Origin of the sequence: Pimelobacter simplex (assembly GCF_024662235.1) — a bacterium.
GTDB lineage: Bacteria > Actinomycetota > Actinomycetes > Propionibacteriales > Nocardioidaceae > Nocardioides.
This window is the reverse complement of the sequence record NZ_CP096276.1, coordinates 5203842-5219584: the sequence shown is the minus strand read 5'-3', so window position 1 is coordinate 5219584 and position 15743 is coordinate 5203842. Positions and strand designations below refer to the sequence as shown.

The 15743-nt window shown below is 73.2% G+C and carries 15 protein-coding genes; 7 read left to right on the top strand and 8 right to left on the bottom strand.

Annotation, left to right across the window (positions count from 1 at the left end; genetic code table 11):
• Positions 1 to 34: 34 nt before the first annotated feature.
• The 3 genes from M0M48_RS25630 to M0M48_RS25620 form a co-directional block, all read right to left on the bottom strand.
• Positions 35 to 871 carry an IclR family transcriptional regulator gene (locus M0M48_RS25630; protein ID WP_215813976.1) on the bottom strand — a complete coding sequence of 279 codons (837 nt, stop codon included), beginning with the start codon at positions 869 to 871 and terminating at the stop codon, positions 35 to 37.
• 96 nt (positions 872 to 967) lie between these two features.
• On the bottom strand, positions 968 to 2842 hold the full coding sequence (locus tag M0M48_RS25625) for a hydantoinase B/oxoprolinase family protein (RefSeq protein WP_215813977.1): 1875 nt from the start codon (positions 2840 to 2842) through the stop codon (positions 968 to 970).
• Positions 2839 to 4914: a hydantoinase/oxoprolinase family protein gene (locus tag M0M48_RS25620; RefSeq protein ID WP_257753279.1), complete on the bottom strand. Its 2076-nt coding sequence runs from the start codon at positions 4912 to 4914 to the stop codon at positions 2839 to 2841. Before M0M48_RS25620 ends, M0M48_RS25625 begins: the two co-directional genes overlap by 4 nt.
• Positions 4915 to 5114: 200 nt before the next feature.
• Here M0M48_RS25620 and M0M48_RS25615 point away from each other — a divergent pair, with 200 nt between their 5' ends.
• The 4 genes from M0M48_RS25615 (at position 5115) to M0M48_RS25600 (ending at position 9809) form a co-directional block, all read left to right on the top strand.
• Positions 5115 to 6431 carry a uracil-xanthine permease family protein gene (locus tag M0M48_RS25615; RefSeq protein WP_257753278.1) on the top strand — a complete coding sequence of 439 codons (1317 nt, stop codon included), beginning with the start codon at positions 5115 to 5117 and terminating at the stop codon, positions 6429 to 6431.
• 1 nt (position 6432) lies between these two features.
• Complete coding sequence (locus M0M48_RS25610; protein WP_257759274.1) at positions 6433 to 7068, top strand: SRPBCC family protein; 636 nt, start codon at positions 6433 to 6435, stop codon at positions 7066 to 7068.
• A gap of 146 nt (positions 7069 to 7214) precedes the next feature.
• Entirely contained in the window at positions 7215 to 8462 is a 1248-nt protein-coding gene (locus M0M48_RS25605) for an MFS transporter (protein WP_257753276.1), read from the top strand.
• A 129-nt stretch (positions 8463 to 8591) separates the two neighbouring features.
• On the top strand, positions 8592 to 9809 hold the full coding sequence (locus M0M48_RS25600; RefSeq protein ID WP_257753275.1) for a glycoside hydrolase family 16 protein: 1218 nt from the start codon (positions 8592 to 8594) through the stop codon (positions 9807 to 9809).
• A 3-nt stretch (positions 9810 to 9812) separates the two neighbouring features.
• Here M0M48_RS25600 and M0M48_RS25595 read toward each other — a convergent pair whose 3' ends face one another.
• From M0M48_RS25595 to M0M48_RS25580, 4 genes are all read right to left on the bottom strand, one after another.
• Positions 9813 to 10685, bottom strand: coding sequence for an exodeoxyribonuclease III (locus M0M48_RS25595; protein ID WP_257753274.1), 873 nt, complete (start codon positions 10683 to 10685; stop codon positions 9813 to 9815).
• A gap of 23 nt (positions 10686 to 10708) precedes the next feature.
• Complete coding sequence (locus M0M48_RS25590; RefSeq protein ID WP_257753273.1) at positions 10709 to 11683, bottom strand: NAD-dependent epimerase/dehydratase family protein; 975 nt, start codon at positions 11681 to 11683, stop codon at positions 10709 to 10711.
• A 73-nt stretch (positions 11684 to 11756) separates the two neighbouring features.
• Positions 11757 to 12317: an NYN domain-containing protein gene (locus M0M48_RS25585; protein WP_215813985.1), complete on the bottom strand. Its 561-nt coding sequence runs from the start codon at positions 12315 to 12317 to the stop codon at positions 11757 to 11759.
• A 43-nt stretch (positions 12318 to 12360) separates the two neighbouring features.
• A complete protein-coding gene (locus M0M48_RS25580; RefSeq protein ID WP_257753272.1) occupies positions 12361 to 12900 on the bottom strand; it encodes a hypothetical protein in 540 nt (179 codons plus the stop codon).
• 40 nt (positions 12901 to 12940) lie between these two features.
• Here M0M48_RS25580 and M0M48_RS25575 point away from each other — a divergent pair, with 40 nt between their 5' ends.
• From M0M48_RS25575 to M0M48_RS25565, 3 genes are read left to right on the top strand one after another with little or no spacing between them, the layout of a single operon-like run.
• Positions 12941 to 13714 carry a glycoside hydrolase family 25 protein gene (locus tag M0M48_RS25575; protein ID WP_257753271.1) on the top strand — a complete coding sequence of 258 codons (774 nt, stop codon included), beginning with the start codon at positions 12941 to 12943 and terminating at the stop codon, positions 13712 to 13714.
• A 2-nt stretch (positions 13715 to 13716) separates the two neighbouring features.
• Positions 13717 to 14070 carry a thioredoxin gene (gene trxA, locus M0M48_RS25570; RefSeq protein ID WP_215813988.1) on the top strand — a complete coding sequence of 118 codons (354 nt, stop codon included), beginning with the start codon at positions 13717 to 13719 and terminating at the stop codon, positions 14068 to 14070.
• Positions 14063 to 15124: an LLM class flavin-dependent oxidoreductase gene (locus M0M48_RS25565; protein ID WP_257753270.1), complete on the top strand. Its 1062-nt coding sequence runs from the start codon at positions 14063 to 14065 to the stop codon at positions 15122 to 15124. Before trxA ends, M0M48_RS25565 begins: the two co-directional genes overlap by 8 nt.
• Here M0M48_RS25565 and M0M48_RS25560 read toward each other — a convergent pair.
• Positions 15114 to 15740, bottom strand: coding sequence for a TetR/AcrR family transcriptional regulator (locus M0M48_RS25560; RefSeq protein WP_257753269.1), 627 nt, complete (start codon positions 15738 to 15740; stop codon positions 15114 to 15116). The two genes, M0M48_RS25565 and M0M48_RS25560, sit on opposite strands and share 11 nt — an antisense overlap.
• Positions 15741 to 15743: the final 3 nt, after the last annotated feature.

The window sequence follows — 15743 nt, the reverse complement described above, 5'->3', positions numbered from 1 at the left end:
CGCTCTCCTGCTCCGGCCGGCACGACGCCGCGGGTCAGCTCCGCTGGACCACCTTGGCGTGCCGCAACGGCTGCCAACCCAGTCCGAGCGAGAGCGTCTGCGCGACGCGCTGCACCAGCTCGACGATCTGCTCCTGCTTGTCGCCGGTCAGGCTGGACCGGCGCGAGACCGCGCAGATGCAGGCCTCGACCTGACCCTCGTCGTTGAAGACCGGCGCCGCCACCGAGCCCGTGAAGGACTGGACGTCGCCGACCGTCACGGCATAGCCCTGCTCGCGCACCTCGGCCAGCCGCTCGCGCAGCTCGTCGGGGTCGGTGACCGTCGCCGGGGTGAGCGAGATCAGCGGCTCGGAGAGGTAGCGGTCGATGAACTCCGGCTCCGCGTTGGCCAGGAAGACCCAGCCCTTGGAGCCGCAGTGCAGCGGGAAGTGGTGACCGTAGGTCGTCCGGGTGATGACCTCCTTGGAGGCCGCCTCGCGGGAGAACAGCACCACGGTCGTGTCGCCGCTGCGCTCGACCAGCTGGAGCACCGAGGTGGGCACCAGGCTGGACTCGCGGGTCAGCAGCGGCACCGCGAGCTCCATCAGCCGGTGCCCCACCAGGTAGGTGCTGCCCAGCAGCCAGGTCTTGCGCCCGATGTGGAAGTTGCCCCGCTCGTCGCGGGTGATGAACTCGTCGGCCTCGAGCTGCGCCAGCGTCCGCTGCAGCGTCGCCCACGAGATGCCCAGCTCCTCGGACAGCTCGGTCGTCCGCATCGGCCGCTGGGCGACCACGTCGAGGACCCGGAGCGCCCGGGAGACTCCCTGCAGCGTCGGCGAGGAGGCCTCGGCCGCCGCCGCGCTGCTGCCGGTCCGGCCCTTCTTGTCGGCCACGACCACCCTCCCTTCGTAGCTCGTGAGGCTGATCCCACACTACCCAGGTCACGTCGTTCATCGGCACCTCCTCCGGCGCAGTCGGTCCCATGCTCCTCAGGACCGCCCGGCGAGGCAGTCGTCGGGGTCGCTCCAGCCCTCGGGCCAGCGCACGCCGCCGTCGGCCTTGATCCGCTCGAAGTGCTCGCCGCGGTCGAACATCGCGACGTCGCCGCGCTCGGCGGTGAGCTTGGCGCGCAGCTCCTCGGTGCCGGCCGTGTCGACGCTCAGCCCGGGACCCTCGCCGACCAGCCGGACGCCGTAGAAGCCCTCGGCCGCGGCCAGCGTGACGTTGCCGCACAGGACGTCGTACCGGACCGTCTCGGGGTCGCGGGCCAGCGGGTCGCCCCAGCCGCCGCCACCGGTCGTGCACAGCCGGACGACGTCGCCCTCGCGGACCGGGACGTTGTCGACCATGCCGTCGAGCACCTCCTCGGTGCCGTCGGCGCGCTGCAGCAGGATCGAGTAGTTGCCGCCGGCCTGGCCGCCGTTGACGCCGTAGGGGTTGAGGTCGGTGCGGTCGGCGTTCGACAGGAGCATGCAGTCCTTGAGCGCACGGATCCGCTTGTCGTACCCGAGGCCGCCGCGGTGCTTGCCGGCGCCGCCGGAGTCGGGCCGCAGCGCGAGCTGCTCGACCAGCACCGGGTAGCGCTGCTCGGAGAACTCGGCCGGCAGGTTCCGGGAGTTGGGCACGATGTGGACGACGTCGCTGCCGTCGGCCCACGGCCGGCCGGGACCGCCGCCGCCGAGCACCTCGCGGAACAGGCTGAGCTTCCCCTGCTCGTCGCGACTGTGCATGCCCCAGATCCGGATCGTCTCGTGGTCGGCCGGCATCTGGCCGCCGGTCGCCTTGGCGAGCGCACCAGCGAAGATGCCGAGCGAGCGCAGCAGGATGAAGAACCGCAGGCCGGTCGGCCGCCCGAAGTGCGGCGTGATGAGCGTGCCCTTCTCGGGGAAGACCACGTCGATGACGTCGAGGGCGCCCTCGTTGATGTCGATCTCGGCCGCGCGCTCCGGCGAGCTGGCCAGGCAGCGCAGCACCGGCGCCATCCACTTGCGGACGAAGCGGCCGTCGCAGTAGTCGATCGCCCAGTTGATCGGGCCCTCGGCCTCGGGGTCGGTGCCGCTGAAGTCGAGGGTGATCTTGTCGGCGGTCTTGGTCATCGTGACCCGCATCGCGAAGAGCTGACGGGTGAAGCCGTCACACTCGATGTAGTCCTCGAAGGTGTAGACACCGTCCTCGATCTTCGGGAACAGCTCCTCGCGGATGGTCCGCGCGCAGTTCTCGATGATCCCGTCGAAGCCCGCCTCCAGCGTCTCGATGCCGTAGCGCTCGGCGAGCTCGACCAGGCGGCGCGAGCCGAGCTGGCAGGCGCCGATCTCGGAGTCGATGTCGCCACGCAGGTGCTCGGAGAGCCGCGAGTTGCGCTCGATGATCCGGAAGCCGGTCTCGTTGAGCACGCCGCGGTCGTAGAGCTTGATCGGCGGGACGACGAGTCCCTCGCCCCACTGGTCGTGGACCTGCACGGGGAGGCTGCCGGGGACGCAGCCGCCGACGTCGTCGTGGTGGCCGAAGACCTGGCTGAAGCCGATCAGCCGGTCGCCGACGAAGATCGGCACGGTCGTGCACAGGTCCGGCACGTGGCCGCAGGACCCGGCGCTGTTGTAGGGGTCGTTCCAGAAGAAGACGTCGCCCGGGTTGATGTCGTCGCCGAAGAACTCGAAGACGGGCTCGATCAGGCTGCCGTAGGAGCGACCGGTGAGCTTGCGCCCGCGGGCGTCGTACAGGCCGACGCGGTAGTCGTGCTGGTCGCGGATCATCGGCGAGCGGGCGGCGCGCTCGACGGCCGCCTCGATCTCGACCTCGGCCGAGCGGATCGTCCCGGTGATGACCTCGAGCTCGATCGGCCCCAGCTTCCTGGTGGTGTTCACGCGTCCTTCCTTTCACTGAGGATGTTGCCGAAGTGGTCGACGGTGGCGTCCCAGCCGGTGGGGACGACGTAGGTGGAGCCGTACTCCTCGACGATCGCGGGGCCGGCGACCGCGTCGCCGTCGCCGAGGCTCGCCCGGTCGTACGTCGGGCACTCGATCCAGCCGGTGGAGCGCCAGTAGACGGAGCGGCTGCCCGTCGGCTCGGGCGCGCCGCCGCTCCCGGTCTTCGGTGCGGTGGCCAGCGTCGGGCGGTGCAGCTCGCCGAGGGCCTGGACGCGCAGCGCCACGACCTCGACCTGCTGCTCGCCGGCGTAGGAGAAGCCGTAGACCCGGTTGTGCTCCTCGTGGAACGCCGCCTCGACGGCCCGCACGGCGGCGTCGCCGGCGAGGTCGTCGATGACGACGGAGACCTCGTAGCCCTCACCGACGTAGCGGAGGTCGGCTCCGCGCACGAGCGAGACCTGCTCGGTCGGCACGCCCTCGGCGCGCAGCTCGCCGCGCCCCGCGGCCTCCAGCTCGAGCCAGACCTTCTCGATCTCGTCCACGACGGTGGCGTCGTTGCCGGCGTCGAGGTCGCGGACCAGGGTGCGGACGTAGTCGCGCTTGACGTCGGAGACCTGGAGCCCGAAGGCGGACAGGTTGCCCGGCGTCGGGGGCACGAGCACCCGGCGCATGCCGAGCGCCTCGGCGACCTCGTTGGCCAGCAGCGGCCCGGCGCCACCGAAGGCGACGAGGGCGTAGGCACTCGGGTCGCGGCCCTTGAGCGTGGAGACCTGGCGGATCCCGGCCACCTGGCCGATCACCGCCACCTCCAGGACGCCGGCCGCGGCCTCCTCGGCGCTGAGGCCGAACTGGGTGCCGAAGGCGTCGAAGGCGGTGCGAGCGGCGTCCTTGGCGAGGTTGAGCTCACCGCCGACGAGCGCGTCGGGGAGCCGGCCGAGGATGGCGGCCGCGTCGGTCACGGTCGGCGCGGTGCCGCCACGGCCGTACGAGATCGGGCCCGGGTAGGCGCCGGCGCTCTTGGGGCCGACCTTGAGCGACTCGCCCGGTCCCTGCCAGGCGATCGAGCCGCCGCCGGTGCCGACGGTGGCGATGTCGATCATCGGCACCTTGACCGGGTAGTTCTCGATGACGGTCTCGCTGGTGAGCCGGATCTTGAGGTCCTCGATGAGGGCCACGTCGGTCGACGTACCGCCGACGTCGAGGGTGATCAGGTCGCGCACGCCGGCGCTGCGGGCCGCCTCGATCGCGCCGAGGACGCCGCCGGCCGGGCCGGAGAGCAGCATCGTGACGGGCTTGTCGCCGGCCGTCTCGGCCGAGACCACACCGCCGTTGGACTGCATGATGAGGAACGGGCGGCCGCCGGTGACCTCGTTGAGGTCGCGCTGCGCGGCGCCGAGGTAGGTCTTGCAGTAGGGCTTGACCATCACGTCGATGAGGGTGGTCATCGCCCGCTCGTACTCGCGGTACTCGGGGAGCACCACCGACGAGAGCGAGACGAAGAGGTCGGGGAACTCCTCGGCGAGCATCTGGCCGATCTCGCGCTCGTGCTTGTCGTTGGCGTACGCGTGCAGCAGGCACACGCCGAGCCGGTTGACGCCGGACTCGACCAGCTCGGCCGCGGCGGTGCGCACGGCGTCGAGGTCGAGCGGCTCGAGCACCGCACCGTCGTACGCGAGGCGCTCGGGGACCTCACGCACCAGGTGCAGCGGGACGATCCGGGGCGGCTTCACCCAGAAGTACGAGTTGCCGTAGCCGTCCGGCACCGACTGGCGCGCGATCTCGACGAGGTGCCGGAAGCCGGTCGTGACCAGCAGCCCGATGCCGTCGAACTCGTGCTCCAGGACGGCGTTCGTCGCCGTCGTCGTGCCGTGGATGACGAGCTCGATCTCCTCGGGCGTCTTGCCCGCGGCCTCGAGCACCTTGGCCACGCCCTCGAGGAGCGCGCGGCTCGGGTCCTCGCGGTTGCTCGGGGTCTTGACCGCGAACAGCTCTCCGGAGGAGGCGTCGACCCCGATCACGTCAGTGAAGGTCCCACCGGTGTCCACCGAGACCCTGAACGAACCTGCCATGTCACTTGCTCCTATCCGCTGAGCGAATGTTGATTTCGCTGAATGAAGTAGAGCCCTCGGTTCCGATCGCTGTCAAGGGGGCACGCTTGGGGAGAATTCTTTTGCCCAGTGACTATTGACAACCCGGGCAAGGCAGGGACTTACTTGGCGAATATTCGTAGGCCGTATCCGGTGAACGGATACACATCCGAGGAGCCTCCATGGCACTGCTCAGTTGGTCCCTGCACGGGGACGGCAAGAAGGTCATCCCGGGACGCGTGGTCACGCCGGACGAGCGGCTGGCCTGGCCGCGCATGGCGGGACTCGGCGCCCAGCACGTCATCGCGATGTTCAGCGCGACGACGTTGGTCCCGATCCTCACCGGCTTCCCGGTGAGCACCACCCTGTTCTTCAGCGGCGTCGGCACGCTGCTGTTCCTGGTGATCACCCGGAACAAGGTGCCGTCGTACACCGGCTCGGCGTTCGCGTTCATCGCGCCGGTGCTCGCGGCCCAGGCGCAGGGCGGCTACGCGGCCGCGCTGTGCGGCCTGGTCGCCACCGGCGTCGCCCTCATCATCACCGGCCTGATCATCAACCAGGTCGGCTACCAGATCATCGACCGGATCGCGCCACCCGTGGTGATCGGCACCATCGTCACGATGGTCGGCCTCAACCTCGCGCCGGTGGCGTGGTCCAGCTACCAGGACGACGGGCTGCTCGCCTCGGTCACGCTCGCCGTCGTCGTGCTGGTCAGCGTGCTGCTGCGCGGGTTCATCAGCCGGCTCGCCGTGTTCATCGGCGTCGCCGCGGGCTACCTGCTCGCGGCCGGGCTCGGCCGGGTCGACCTGGACCCGGTGCGCGAGGCGGCCTGGCTCGGCTGGCCGGAGTTCACCACGCCGACGTTCAGCCTGCAGGCCATCCTGCTCGTCGTACCGGCGGTGCTGCTGGTGCTCGTCGTCGAGAACGCCGCGCACGTCAAGGCGGTCAGCGCGATGTGCGAGCGCAACCTCGACTCCAGCATCGGCAACGCGATCGTCGGCGACGGCGTCGCGACCACCGTGTCCGGCCTGTTCGGCGGCTCCGGCCAGATCACCTACGCCGAGAACATCGGCGTCATGGCGCTGACCCGGATCTACTCCACCGCGGCCTACATGATCGCCGCGGGCATCGCGATCGCGCTCAGCATCTGCCCGAAGTTCGGTGCCCTCGTCGGCGCGGTCCCGCTCGGGGTCCTGGGCGGCGTCTCCACGATCCTCTTCGGCATGATCGCCTGCATGGGCCTGCGGATGTACGTCGCCGCGGAGGTCGACTTCCGCGACCCGGTCAACCTCACGACCGCCGCCCTCGGCCTCGTCGTCGGCGCCGCGAACTACACGCTCACGCTCGGCGACTACGTCTTCGCGGGCATCGCGCTCAGCGGGGTCGGCACGATCGTCGTCTACCACCTGCTGCGCTTCGCGGCCGACCGCTCCGAGCCGGGTCAGCACGCCGACGCACCCCACGCCGCCCCCGCCCTCGACGTACCCAAGGAGATCTGAGATGCAGCTCGACCACACGTTCACCGTGCCGGTGACCACCGACCGAGCCTGGGAGGCCCTCCTCGACTTCGAGCGCGTGGCGCCGTGCCTGCCCGGGGCGACCCTGGCGGGGATGGAGGGCGACGTCCTCGAGGGCGCGGTGAAGGTCAAGCTCGGCCCGGTGATGCTCAACTACCTCGGCACCGCCACCATCCTCGAGCGCAACGCCGCCGACCACGTGATGGTGATGGACGGGCGCGCCAAGGACGCCCGCGGCAACGGCACCGCCGCCGCCCGGATCACCGCCCGGCTCGAGGAGCTCGACCGCGACAACACCGCCGTCCACGTCACCACCGAGCTGGACGTGACCGGCCGGCCCGCGCAGTTCGGGCGCGGGCTGATGCAGGACGTGAGCAACAAGATCGTCGGGCAGTTCGCCACCCGGCTGGCCGACGAGCTGACCCAGCCACGGGGCGCCGCTCCCGCCGCTGCCTCCGCCGCTGCCTCCGCCGCTGCCTCGGCTGCGGCCGCTGCCGCCCCGGCGGCCGCGGCGCCGCGCCCGGTCGCCCCGGCGGAGAACCCGCCGCTCGACCTCGGCTCCGTGCTCCCCAGCCGACCCCGCTCCAGGCGGCGGTCCTCGGCGCGATCGCGGCCCTGACCGGGCTCGCGGTGCTGCGCAAGCTGCTCGGCCGCTAGGTCGCTGGGCCGCCGGCCCGGCCGGGCCGGCGCGGGTGCCGCATTTCTCACACCTCCTCCCATGAGATCCGGCGGTCCCGCGCCGGCCCGCGGGCGTCTACTGGGGCCATGAGCACGACCTCCGCCGCGCGCCGCCCGGCGCCGGCGACGGTCTCCGCCGCCCGCCGCTGGGCGATGCTGGCGGCCGGCACCGGCGCTCAGGCCGCGACGTCCGCGATGGTCACCGCGCCGAGCTTCCTGATCCCCGAGCTGCACCGGCCGATCGCCGAGGGCGGGTACGGCATGAGCCTCGCCGAGGCCGGGGTCGTCGCCGCGGCGTCGATGACCGGGATGATGTTCACCCTGGTGCTCTGGGGCCTGGTGGTCGACCGGCGCGGGGAGCGGTTCGCGCTGCTCGCCGGGCTGCTCGTCACCGCGGTCGGCGGTGGCGTGGCCGCCGTCCTCGCCTCGCCGTGGCCGATGGCCGCCGCCCTCTGCTTCGCCGGGGTCGGCGCCGCCGCGACGAACTCCGCCTCGGGCCGGGTCGTGGTCGGCTGGTTCCCGCCCGAGCGGCGCGGCATCGCGATGGGGATCCGGCAGACGGGTCAGCCGCTCGGCGTCGGGCTCGCCGCCGGCACGGTCGCCGTCATCGCCCATCACCACGGCATCGGCCCGGCCCTGTGGGTGCCGACCGGGGCCGCCGTGCTGATGATGGGCTTCGTCGCCCTGGTCGTCCTCGACCCGCCCCGACCAGCCGCGACCGGCGGGGTCGGCACGGCCAACCCCTACCGGGCGGACAGCTATCTCACCCGGATCCATGCCGCGTCGGTGCTGCTCGTCGTCCCCCAGTTCCTGGTGTGGACCTTCGGCCTGACCTGGCTGGTCGACGACCTCGGCTGGTCGCCGGGCGTCGCCGGCCTGGTCGTCGCCGGCACCCAGGCCGCCGGTGCCGCCGCCCGGATCGGCGCCGGCTGGGCCTCCGACCTCGTCGGCAGCCGGATGCGGCCGATGCGCGCCGTCGCCTTCCTGGCCGCGGCCACCATGGCCCTGCTCGGCCTCGCCGCGACCGGCGCCGCCGGCTCGACACCGCTGACGGTGCTCGCCGTCGGGCTGCTCGTCGTCGCGTCCGCGGTCACCGTCGCCGACAACGGCCTGGCCTTCACCGCCGTCGCCGAGCGCGCCGGCCCGTTCTGGTCGGGACGCGCCCTCGGCCTGCAGAACACCGCCCAGCACGTCGCCGCCGTCGCCGTCCCGCCCGTCGCGGGACTCACCATCGCCGCCTGGGGGTACGGCGCGGCGTACGCCCTCGCGGCGGCGCTGCCGCTGCTGGCGGTCGCGGTCGTGCCCGTCGCCGGCGAGCGCCGGATCGACTCCTGAGGAGAATTGCGCCGAACCCTCGCCTCGCCGACCTCGTCCCACTACTGTGACGCCGACCTCGCCCGCGTGGCGAGCTCGTGCCGAAACGACCCTGTCGAGGCGTCAGCGCACGCGGAACGAGGAGCAGCGATGGTCAGCGTGGGAGCAGCACCGTCCGAGCGCCGGCGTACCCGGTTCCGGCGGCGGCGGATCGCCGTCGCCACCGTCGTCGCGACGCTCGCGCTGGGCCTGCTGGTGGCACCGGCGCCCGCGACCCCGTCGGCCGGCGTGCCGCAGGCCGCGGCCGCGGCGGCCCACGCGCGAGCGGTCCCCGTGCTGAAGCGCCCCGTCCGCGCCGGGACGTCCGTGACCTTCCGCGGACTCGCCCGGCCCCGGACCTCCGTCCGCCTGCAGATGCGCACGAGCGGCCGGTGGGCCACGGTCGCCGTCCGCCGGTCCTCGGCGGCCGGGCGGTTCACGATCACCCTGCCGGCCCCCGGTCGTACGCGCGTGTTCCGTGCCCACGCCGCGGGCCGGGCGAGCAAGTCACGCCGCGTCCGGCACGTCGCCGTCCCGGCCGCCTCGGCGCCCTCCGACGCCTGCGGCCCCCGCCCGCAGCGCGCCGACGGCACGTACTGGTCCTGCAGCTTCCACGACGACTTCAACGGAACCGCGCTGGACCGCACCCGCTGGATGGCCCAGGACACGGCGCGGACCGGCGTGTTCACCGGGCAGGGCGGGTGCTACCGGGACAACGCCCGCACCGTCGCCGTCGCGGGCGGGACGCTGCGCCTGACCGCGACCATCCACCCCCAGATGTTCCTGTGCCGCAGCCCCTTCGCCCCGGTCACCACCCGCTCCGAGGTCGCGACCGTCACGACCAGCGCGCGGTTCACGCAGACCTACGGGCGGTTCTCGGCCCGCCTCCGCTTCTCCGACGCCACCGGCGGCCACGCCGCGTTCTGGCTCGCTCCCGAGGACCACGCGTACGGCAAGTGGCCGCTCTCCGGGGAGATCGACGTCGCCGAGTGGTTCGGCAACGACCAGACCCACGTGTACCCGTCGGTCCACTACGTCGGCGAGGGCCGCCAGGAGAGCACCGGGCGCGACTGCGCCGTGCCCACGGCGACCACCGGCTTCCACACCTACACCGTCGAGTGGTCGCCGACCGAGATGCGGTTCTTCTACGACGGCCAGTTCTGCTGGTCCCACCGCTGGGTGCCGACCAACGTCCGCGCGCCCGCGCCGTTCGACAAGCCGTTCAACCTGGTCCTGGCGCAGATCTGGGGCTCCGGCTGGGCGGCCCGACGGCTGTCGTCACCGACCACCTCGACCCTCACCGTCGACTGGGTCCGCGCCTGGCGGTAGGCCTCAGCCGAACGCGTAGTCGACGACCACCGGCGCGTGGTCACTGAGCCGGACGCCGGCGTGCTCGCGGTCGACGACGGCCGTCCGCGCCGTCCGGGCCAGCCCCGGCGTCGCCAGGTGGTAGTCGATGCGCCAGCCGGCGTCCTTGGCGTAGGCCTGCCCGAGCCAGCTCCACCAGGAGTACGGCCCCTCGACGTCCGGGTGCAGCCGGCGCACGACGTCGACGAGCGTGCGCGGCGTGAGCTGGCTGTCGAGCCACGCCCGCTCCTCGGGGAGGAAGCCCTCGACCTGGTTGCTGCGCCGCCAGTTCGCGACGTCCGCCCGGTCGTGGGCGACGTTGAGGTCGCCGGTCAGCAGGAACTCCCGGCCGTTGGCCGCCGCGGCCTTGCGGGCGGTCGCGAGATGACGCGCGAAGCCCGCCAGGAACGCCATCTTGCGCTCGTACTTGGCGCCGCCGTCGGGCGCCTCGCGCATCCGCTTGGGGTCCTGGAGCTGGGCGGGCAGCCCGCCCTTGGGCAGGTAGAGGCTCGCCACCGTCAGCGGTACGCCGGCCAGGTCGACCTCGACGTAGCGCCCCTCGTTCGCGTGCTTGCGCAGCGCGCGGTGCAGCGGCCGGTCCGGGTCGGGCACCGACCACGTGCGGACCGCGGCGGCCGGCTCCCGGGTGAGCACCGCGACCCCGTTGCGCCCGGCGATCTCGCCCGCGTCGTACGCGACCTCGTAGTCGCCGAACGCCCCCTCGGGCAGCGCGTCGACCGGGCAGCGCACCTCCTGCAGGGTGACCACGTCGCACCCACGTGTCGCCAGCCAGTCGCCGAAGCCCCGGCGGTGGGCGGCACGGATGCCGTTGATGTTGGCGGTGGCGATGCGGAACACGCGCTGGATGCTAGGGGGTCGCTCTAGAACCCCTGACTGCCCCACCTGCTCAGCAGGTCGGCCTCGCGCTCGGCGGTGATGCCCGCGATCCGGGCCGCCGGGTCGGCGTCGAGCCAGGCGCGGGTGTCGCGGGTGGTCTCGGCGGGTGGGCGGGTGACGAGGCCGGCGGCGAGGGCGGGGGCGGCGTCGTGGGCCAGCATGCCGTCGTACGCCGGGCGCGGGAGCCAGACCGGGATGCCGTCGGGTCCGGCCCAGGGCTGGACGCCCTCGGACTCGAGGAACTCCTGGTCGACCCACACGAGGTTGGCGTCGGGCAGGCACGCGGCCAGCAGGTCGCCGATGGGGAGCGGGGCGCCGACGGCGTCGTAGACGCCGCCGGTGCGGTCCTCGGCCAGCGTCACCACCCAGGCGGCGAGGTCGCGGACGTCGATCACCTGGACCACGTCGGACGGCGCGCCGGGCGCGAGCACGTCGCCGGTCGCGGTGGAGCGTCGCGCCCAGTAGGCGAAGCGTCCGCTCGGGTCGCCCGGGCCCACGATCAGCCCCGGCCGTACGACGGCCGCGCCCGGGACGGCGTCGAGGACGAGCTGCTCGCAGGCGACCTTCATGCCGCCGTAGGCGTCGACGCTCTCGGTCGCGCCGGCGTCCTCGGTGATCGCGGGGCGCAGCGGGCCGGCGCCCGGACCGGCGGGGTCGGCGTCGTCGGCGTAGACCGAGATGGTCGAGACGAACACCCAGTGCGCCTCCGGTACGGCGGCCAGCGCGCGGCGCACGTGGGAGGGGTGGCGGGCCACGTCGACCACCGCGTCGTACGACGCGCCGTCGGTCAGCTCGGCCGGCGGCTCCTCGCCGCGGTCCCAGCGCACCACCCGGACTCCTGGTGGCACCGAGCCCGAGCGGCCCCGGTTGGCGCAGACGACGTCGTGGCCACGGCGTACCGCCTCGGCCGCGACCTCACGGGACAGGAACTGGGTGCCACCCAGGACGAGGAGCCTCATCGCCCCATCCCATCCCGCGCCACGGCGGTCCGCAAGCGAATCCGCTGGCGGCGGAATCGTCCGGGGCGCCGCCTCAGAGGAACTGGGCCGGGTCGAACTCGTCGATCGGGATGATCCGGACGCGCGGCAGTCGCTCGTTGAAGCAGTTGACGTCGTACTCGAGGTCGAAGAACTCCAGCCCGCGCGGCGCGAGCTGGAGGAAGGCGCTGCTGCGGAACTCCGTGAAGCCCACGACGCCGACCCGGCGCCCGTCGAGGAGGGTGTCGACGTGCTCGACGAAGTCGCTGTCGTTGCTGACCAGGACGACGTCGGCCTCGCGGCGGGCGAGCTCCTCCATCGTGCGCTGGATGGCGATGTCGACGACCTTCTGGTTCGCCCCACCGGACAGCGGGATCGGCCGGAAGCCGATCGCCAGCAGCGCCTGCACGAACGACATCGGCAGCTCGCCGTTGGCGGCGAGGAAGAACAGGCCGCTCGCGTCCTGGCCCCACTGCCGCTCGACGAACTGGAGCAGGCGCTCCCACCGCGGCCGCTCCTCCGACTTCGGCCGCCGGCCGAGGATCGACGTACCGAGGGTGGCGTCGATGTTCTCGCCGTCGACGAGGACGTAGGTGGTGCGTGCGGTGTCGCCCATGGGACGAGGCTAGGGGATGACGCGCTCGGCGGTCAGGGGGCGGTCAGCCGCGGGCGACGCTGCGGAAGGCCGTGTAGTCGCCGACCTGCCGGTAGAAGCCGGCGACCGCCTTGAAGCGGTAGCGGGCCGCCGTGCTCGCCAGGCAGCTCGGCGGTACGACGATCCGTACGGTGTCGCGGTCGAAGCGCCAGCGTCCCTTGACCCCGGCGCACGCGATCGGGACGCCGCCGAACTCCTGGTCGGTCGGCTGCCAGAGCTGGGTGACCGGACCGGACGCCGGCCGGTAGCCGCTGTAGGCGATGAACCCCTCGTCGGTCCCGGGCCGGGTGCCGATGAAGACCTTGGTCTGCGCCTTGCGCCGCACCTTGAGGTCGCGGAACGTCAGGGTGAGCACCACCCGGTCCTCGCGGTTGCGGATGGCGACGCGCAGGATGTCCATCTGCGCGGGCAGCGCGGCCTCGCGCCCGTCGCGGATCACCCCCTGTGCCGCGTGCGCGGGCGCCGGGGACAGCAGGACGGCGGCGAGCAGCGCCGCCAGCGCGGTGAGTACGGTCACGACCGAGGTGAGCATCCGCGTACGCATGGCACGACAGTACGCGCGTCGCGCGTGGTTGGCTGGTGCCGTGCGGACCCGGTGGAGCCTCGTGGCGGCGCTCGTCCTGACCCTGACCGGGTGCGACGCGACGCCGCCGGCCCCGCCCGCGGCGGAGCCGAGCGCCCCGACCACCCCGAGCGCCCCGAGCGCCCCGAGCGCCCCGAGCGCCCCGCCGACACCCACGCTGACACCCACGCCGTCGGCCGCGCCCCGCGAGGGCATCGACGCCTCCCACCACCAGGGCCCGATCGACTGGCCCCGGGTGGCCCGCGCCGGGATCACGTTCGCCTACCTCAAGGCCACCGAGGGCACCGGCTTCACCGACCCCCGTTTCGCCGCCCACCGCGCCGCCGCGACCCGCGCCGGGATCGACGTCGCGGGCTACCACTACTTCCAGCTCTGCTCCGACGGCGCCGCCCAGGCCGCCCACTTCCTCGACGTCGTCGGCCGCGACCGGGCCGCCGCCCGGGCGCTCGCGCCAGCGCTCGACCTCGAGCTCGTCGGCAGCTGTACGACGCCGCCCCCGCGCGCCGTCCTCCTCGCCGAGGTCCGCGCCTTCCTCCGCGCGGTCGACACGGCGCTGCGTACCCGCACGGTCGTCTACCTCTACCCGGACCTCGAGGACCGCTACGGCTTCGCCGCCGACCTGGCCGACCATCCCCAGTGGGTCCGCCGCCTGGGTGCACGGCCGCCGGCCCGCCGCTGGCACGTCTGGCAGTACGACGACCGGGGCACCGTCCCCGGCATCCGCGGCGGCGTCGACCGCAACCGGGAACAATCCGCGCCCGCGAACGTTGAGTAGACATGTCCACCATCGACCTCACCGCGGGCACCTTCGAGCAGACGGTGCTCGACAACGACATCGTCTTCGTCGACTTCTGGGCGTCCTGGTGCGGCCCGTGCCGCAACTTCGCGCCGATCTACCAGGAGGCGTCGGAGCAGCACGACGACCTGGTCTTCGCCTCGGTCAACACCGAGGAGGAGCAGCAGCTCGCCGCGGCCGCCAAGATCACCTCGATCCCGACGCTGATGGCGTTCAAGAAGGGCGCGCTCGTCTTCTCCCAGGCCGGTGCGCTGCCCGCGCCGGCGCTGGCCCAGGTGATCGCCGCCGTCCGCGAGTTCGACGTCGACGCTGCCAAGGCCGCCGACGGTGAGTGAGCCCGTCGACCTGCAGTTCGGGCTCGACACGTTCGGCGACGTCACGCTCGACCCGGCGACCGGGGAGGCCCTCGGGCACCCCCAGGTGATCCGCAATATCGTCGAGCAGGCGGTGCTGGCCGACGAGGTGGGCGTCGACGTGTTCGGCATCGGCGAGCACCACCGCGACGACTTCGCGGTGACCAGCCCCGAGATGGTGCTGGCCGCGATCGCCGCACGCACCGAGCGCATCCGCCTCGGTACGGCGGTCACGGTGCTCAGCTCCGACGACCCGGTCCGGCTCTACGAGCGGTTCGCGACCCTCGACGCGCTGTCCGGCGGACGCGCGGAGATCACGCTGGGCCGCGGCTCGTTCACCGAGTCGTTCCCCCTGTTCGGCTACGACCTGGCCGACTACGACCAGCTCTTCAGCGAGAAGCTCGACCTCTGGACCGAGCTCCAGGGCGAGCAGCCGGTCACCTGGGACCGCGGCCGGCTGCGGGCTCCGCTGCGCAACGCGCGGACCTACCCGACCACCGAGCGCGGCTCGATCCCCACGTGGATCGGCGTCGGCGGCTCGCCCGAGTCGGTGGTGCGCGCCGCCCGCTTCGGCTACCCGCTGGCCATCGCGATCATCGGCGGCGAGCCCGCGCGGTTCGCGCCGTTCACCGACCTCTACCGGCGCGCGCTCACCGAGTTCGAGCGGCCCGCGCTGCCGATCGCGGTGCACTCGCCGGGCTTCGTCGCCGACACCGACGACGAGGCGCGCGAGTCGATGTACCCGCACTTCAAGGCGAGCCGGGACCGGATCGGCGCCGAGCGCGGCTGGGGTCCCGCCACCCGGGCCCAGTACGACGGCGAGGTCGACCACGGCGCGCTGTTCGTCGGCTCCCCCGAGACGGTCGCCCGCAAGATCGCGGCCGCGGTGCGCGACCTCGGCATCCAGCGCTTCGACCTGAAGTACAGCAACGGAGCCATGCCGCACCCCCAGCTGCTGCGCAGCATCGAGCTGTTCGGCACGCAGGTGGCGCCGCGGGTCCGCGAGCTGCTCGCGACCGACCCGGTCAGCGTCTGAGGTCCACCGCGAGGAACAGCTCGACGAGGACGTCGACCAGCCGCTCGCGGTCGACCGCGACGTCCCCCTGCAGGGCGGCGCCGAGCGCGTGCGCGACGCCGCCGATGAGGAAGCGCGCGGTCAGCAGCAGCTCGACCGGCACGTCGTCGGCGGCAGCGCTCGGGTCGCCGGCCGTGGTCGTCGCGGCGAGCATCCCGGCGAACCGCCGGGCCTCGTCGAGCACGCGCGGGCCGAGCACCGGCGAGGTGATCGACTCGATGAGCGCGATCCGGCCCTTGCGCGGGTCCTCCAGGAACAGGTCGGCCATCGCGGCGAGGACCGCGCGGGTCCGCGCCCGGACGCCGCCCGGCGCGGCGCCGAGCGCGGCCACCGAGCGCTCCGCGGCCTCGGCGGCGATCTGGTCGAAGACGGCGAGCTGGAGCTCCTCGATGCCGGCGAAGCTCTCGTAGAAGTACCGCGCCGCGATCCCGGACTGCTCCGCGACACCGCGCACGGTCGTCCCGGCGACACCGCGGGTGCCCATCAGCTCGAGCCCGGCGGCGAGCAGCCGGCCGCGGCGCTCGGCGACGCGCTCGGCGGCGGCGCGGCCGCCGTACACCCGGGCGTTGTCGGTCACCCG

Coding starts and splice junctions, on each gene's coding strand:
- M0M48_RS25620 (WP_257753279.1), bottom strand. CDS start 4,914: ATGGCAGGTTCGTTCAGGGTCTCGGTGGACACCGGTGGGACCTTCACT.
- M0M48_RS25615 (WP_257753278.1), top strand. CDS start 5,115: ATGGCACTGCTCAGTTGGTCCCTGCACGGGGACGGCAAGAAGGTCATC.
- M0M48_RS25610 (WP_257759274.1), top strand. CDS start 6,433: ATGCAGCTCGACCACACGTTCACCGTGCCGGTGACCACCGACCGAGCC.
- M0M48_RS25605 (WP_257753276.1), top strand. CDS start 7,215: ATGAGCACGACCTCCGCCGCGCGCCGCCCGGCGCCGGCGACGGTCTCC.
- M0M48_RS25600 (WP_257753275.1), top strand. CDS start 8,592: ATGGTCAGCGTGGGAGCAGCACCGTCCGAGCGCCGGCGTACCCGGTTC.
- M0M48_RS25590 (WP_257753273.1), bottom strand. CDS start 11,683: ATGAGGCTCCTCGTCCTGGGTGGCACCCAGTTCCTGTCCCGTGAGGTC.
- M0M48_RS25585 (WP_215813985.1), bottom strand. CDS start 12,317: ATGGGCGACACCGCACGCACCACCTACGTCCTCGTCGACGGCGAGAAC.
- M0M48_RS25580 (WP_257753272.1), bottom strand. CDS start 12,900: ATGCGTACGCGGATGCTCACCTCGGTCGTGACCGTACTCACCGCGCTG.
- trxA (WP_215813988.1), top strand. CDS start 13,717: ATGTCCACCATCGACCTCACCGCGGGCACCTTCGAGCAGACGGTGCTC.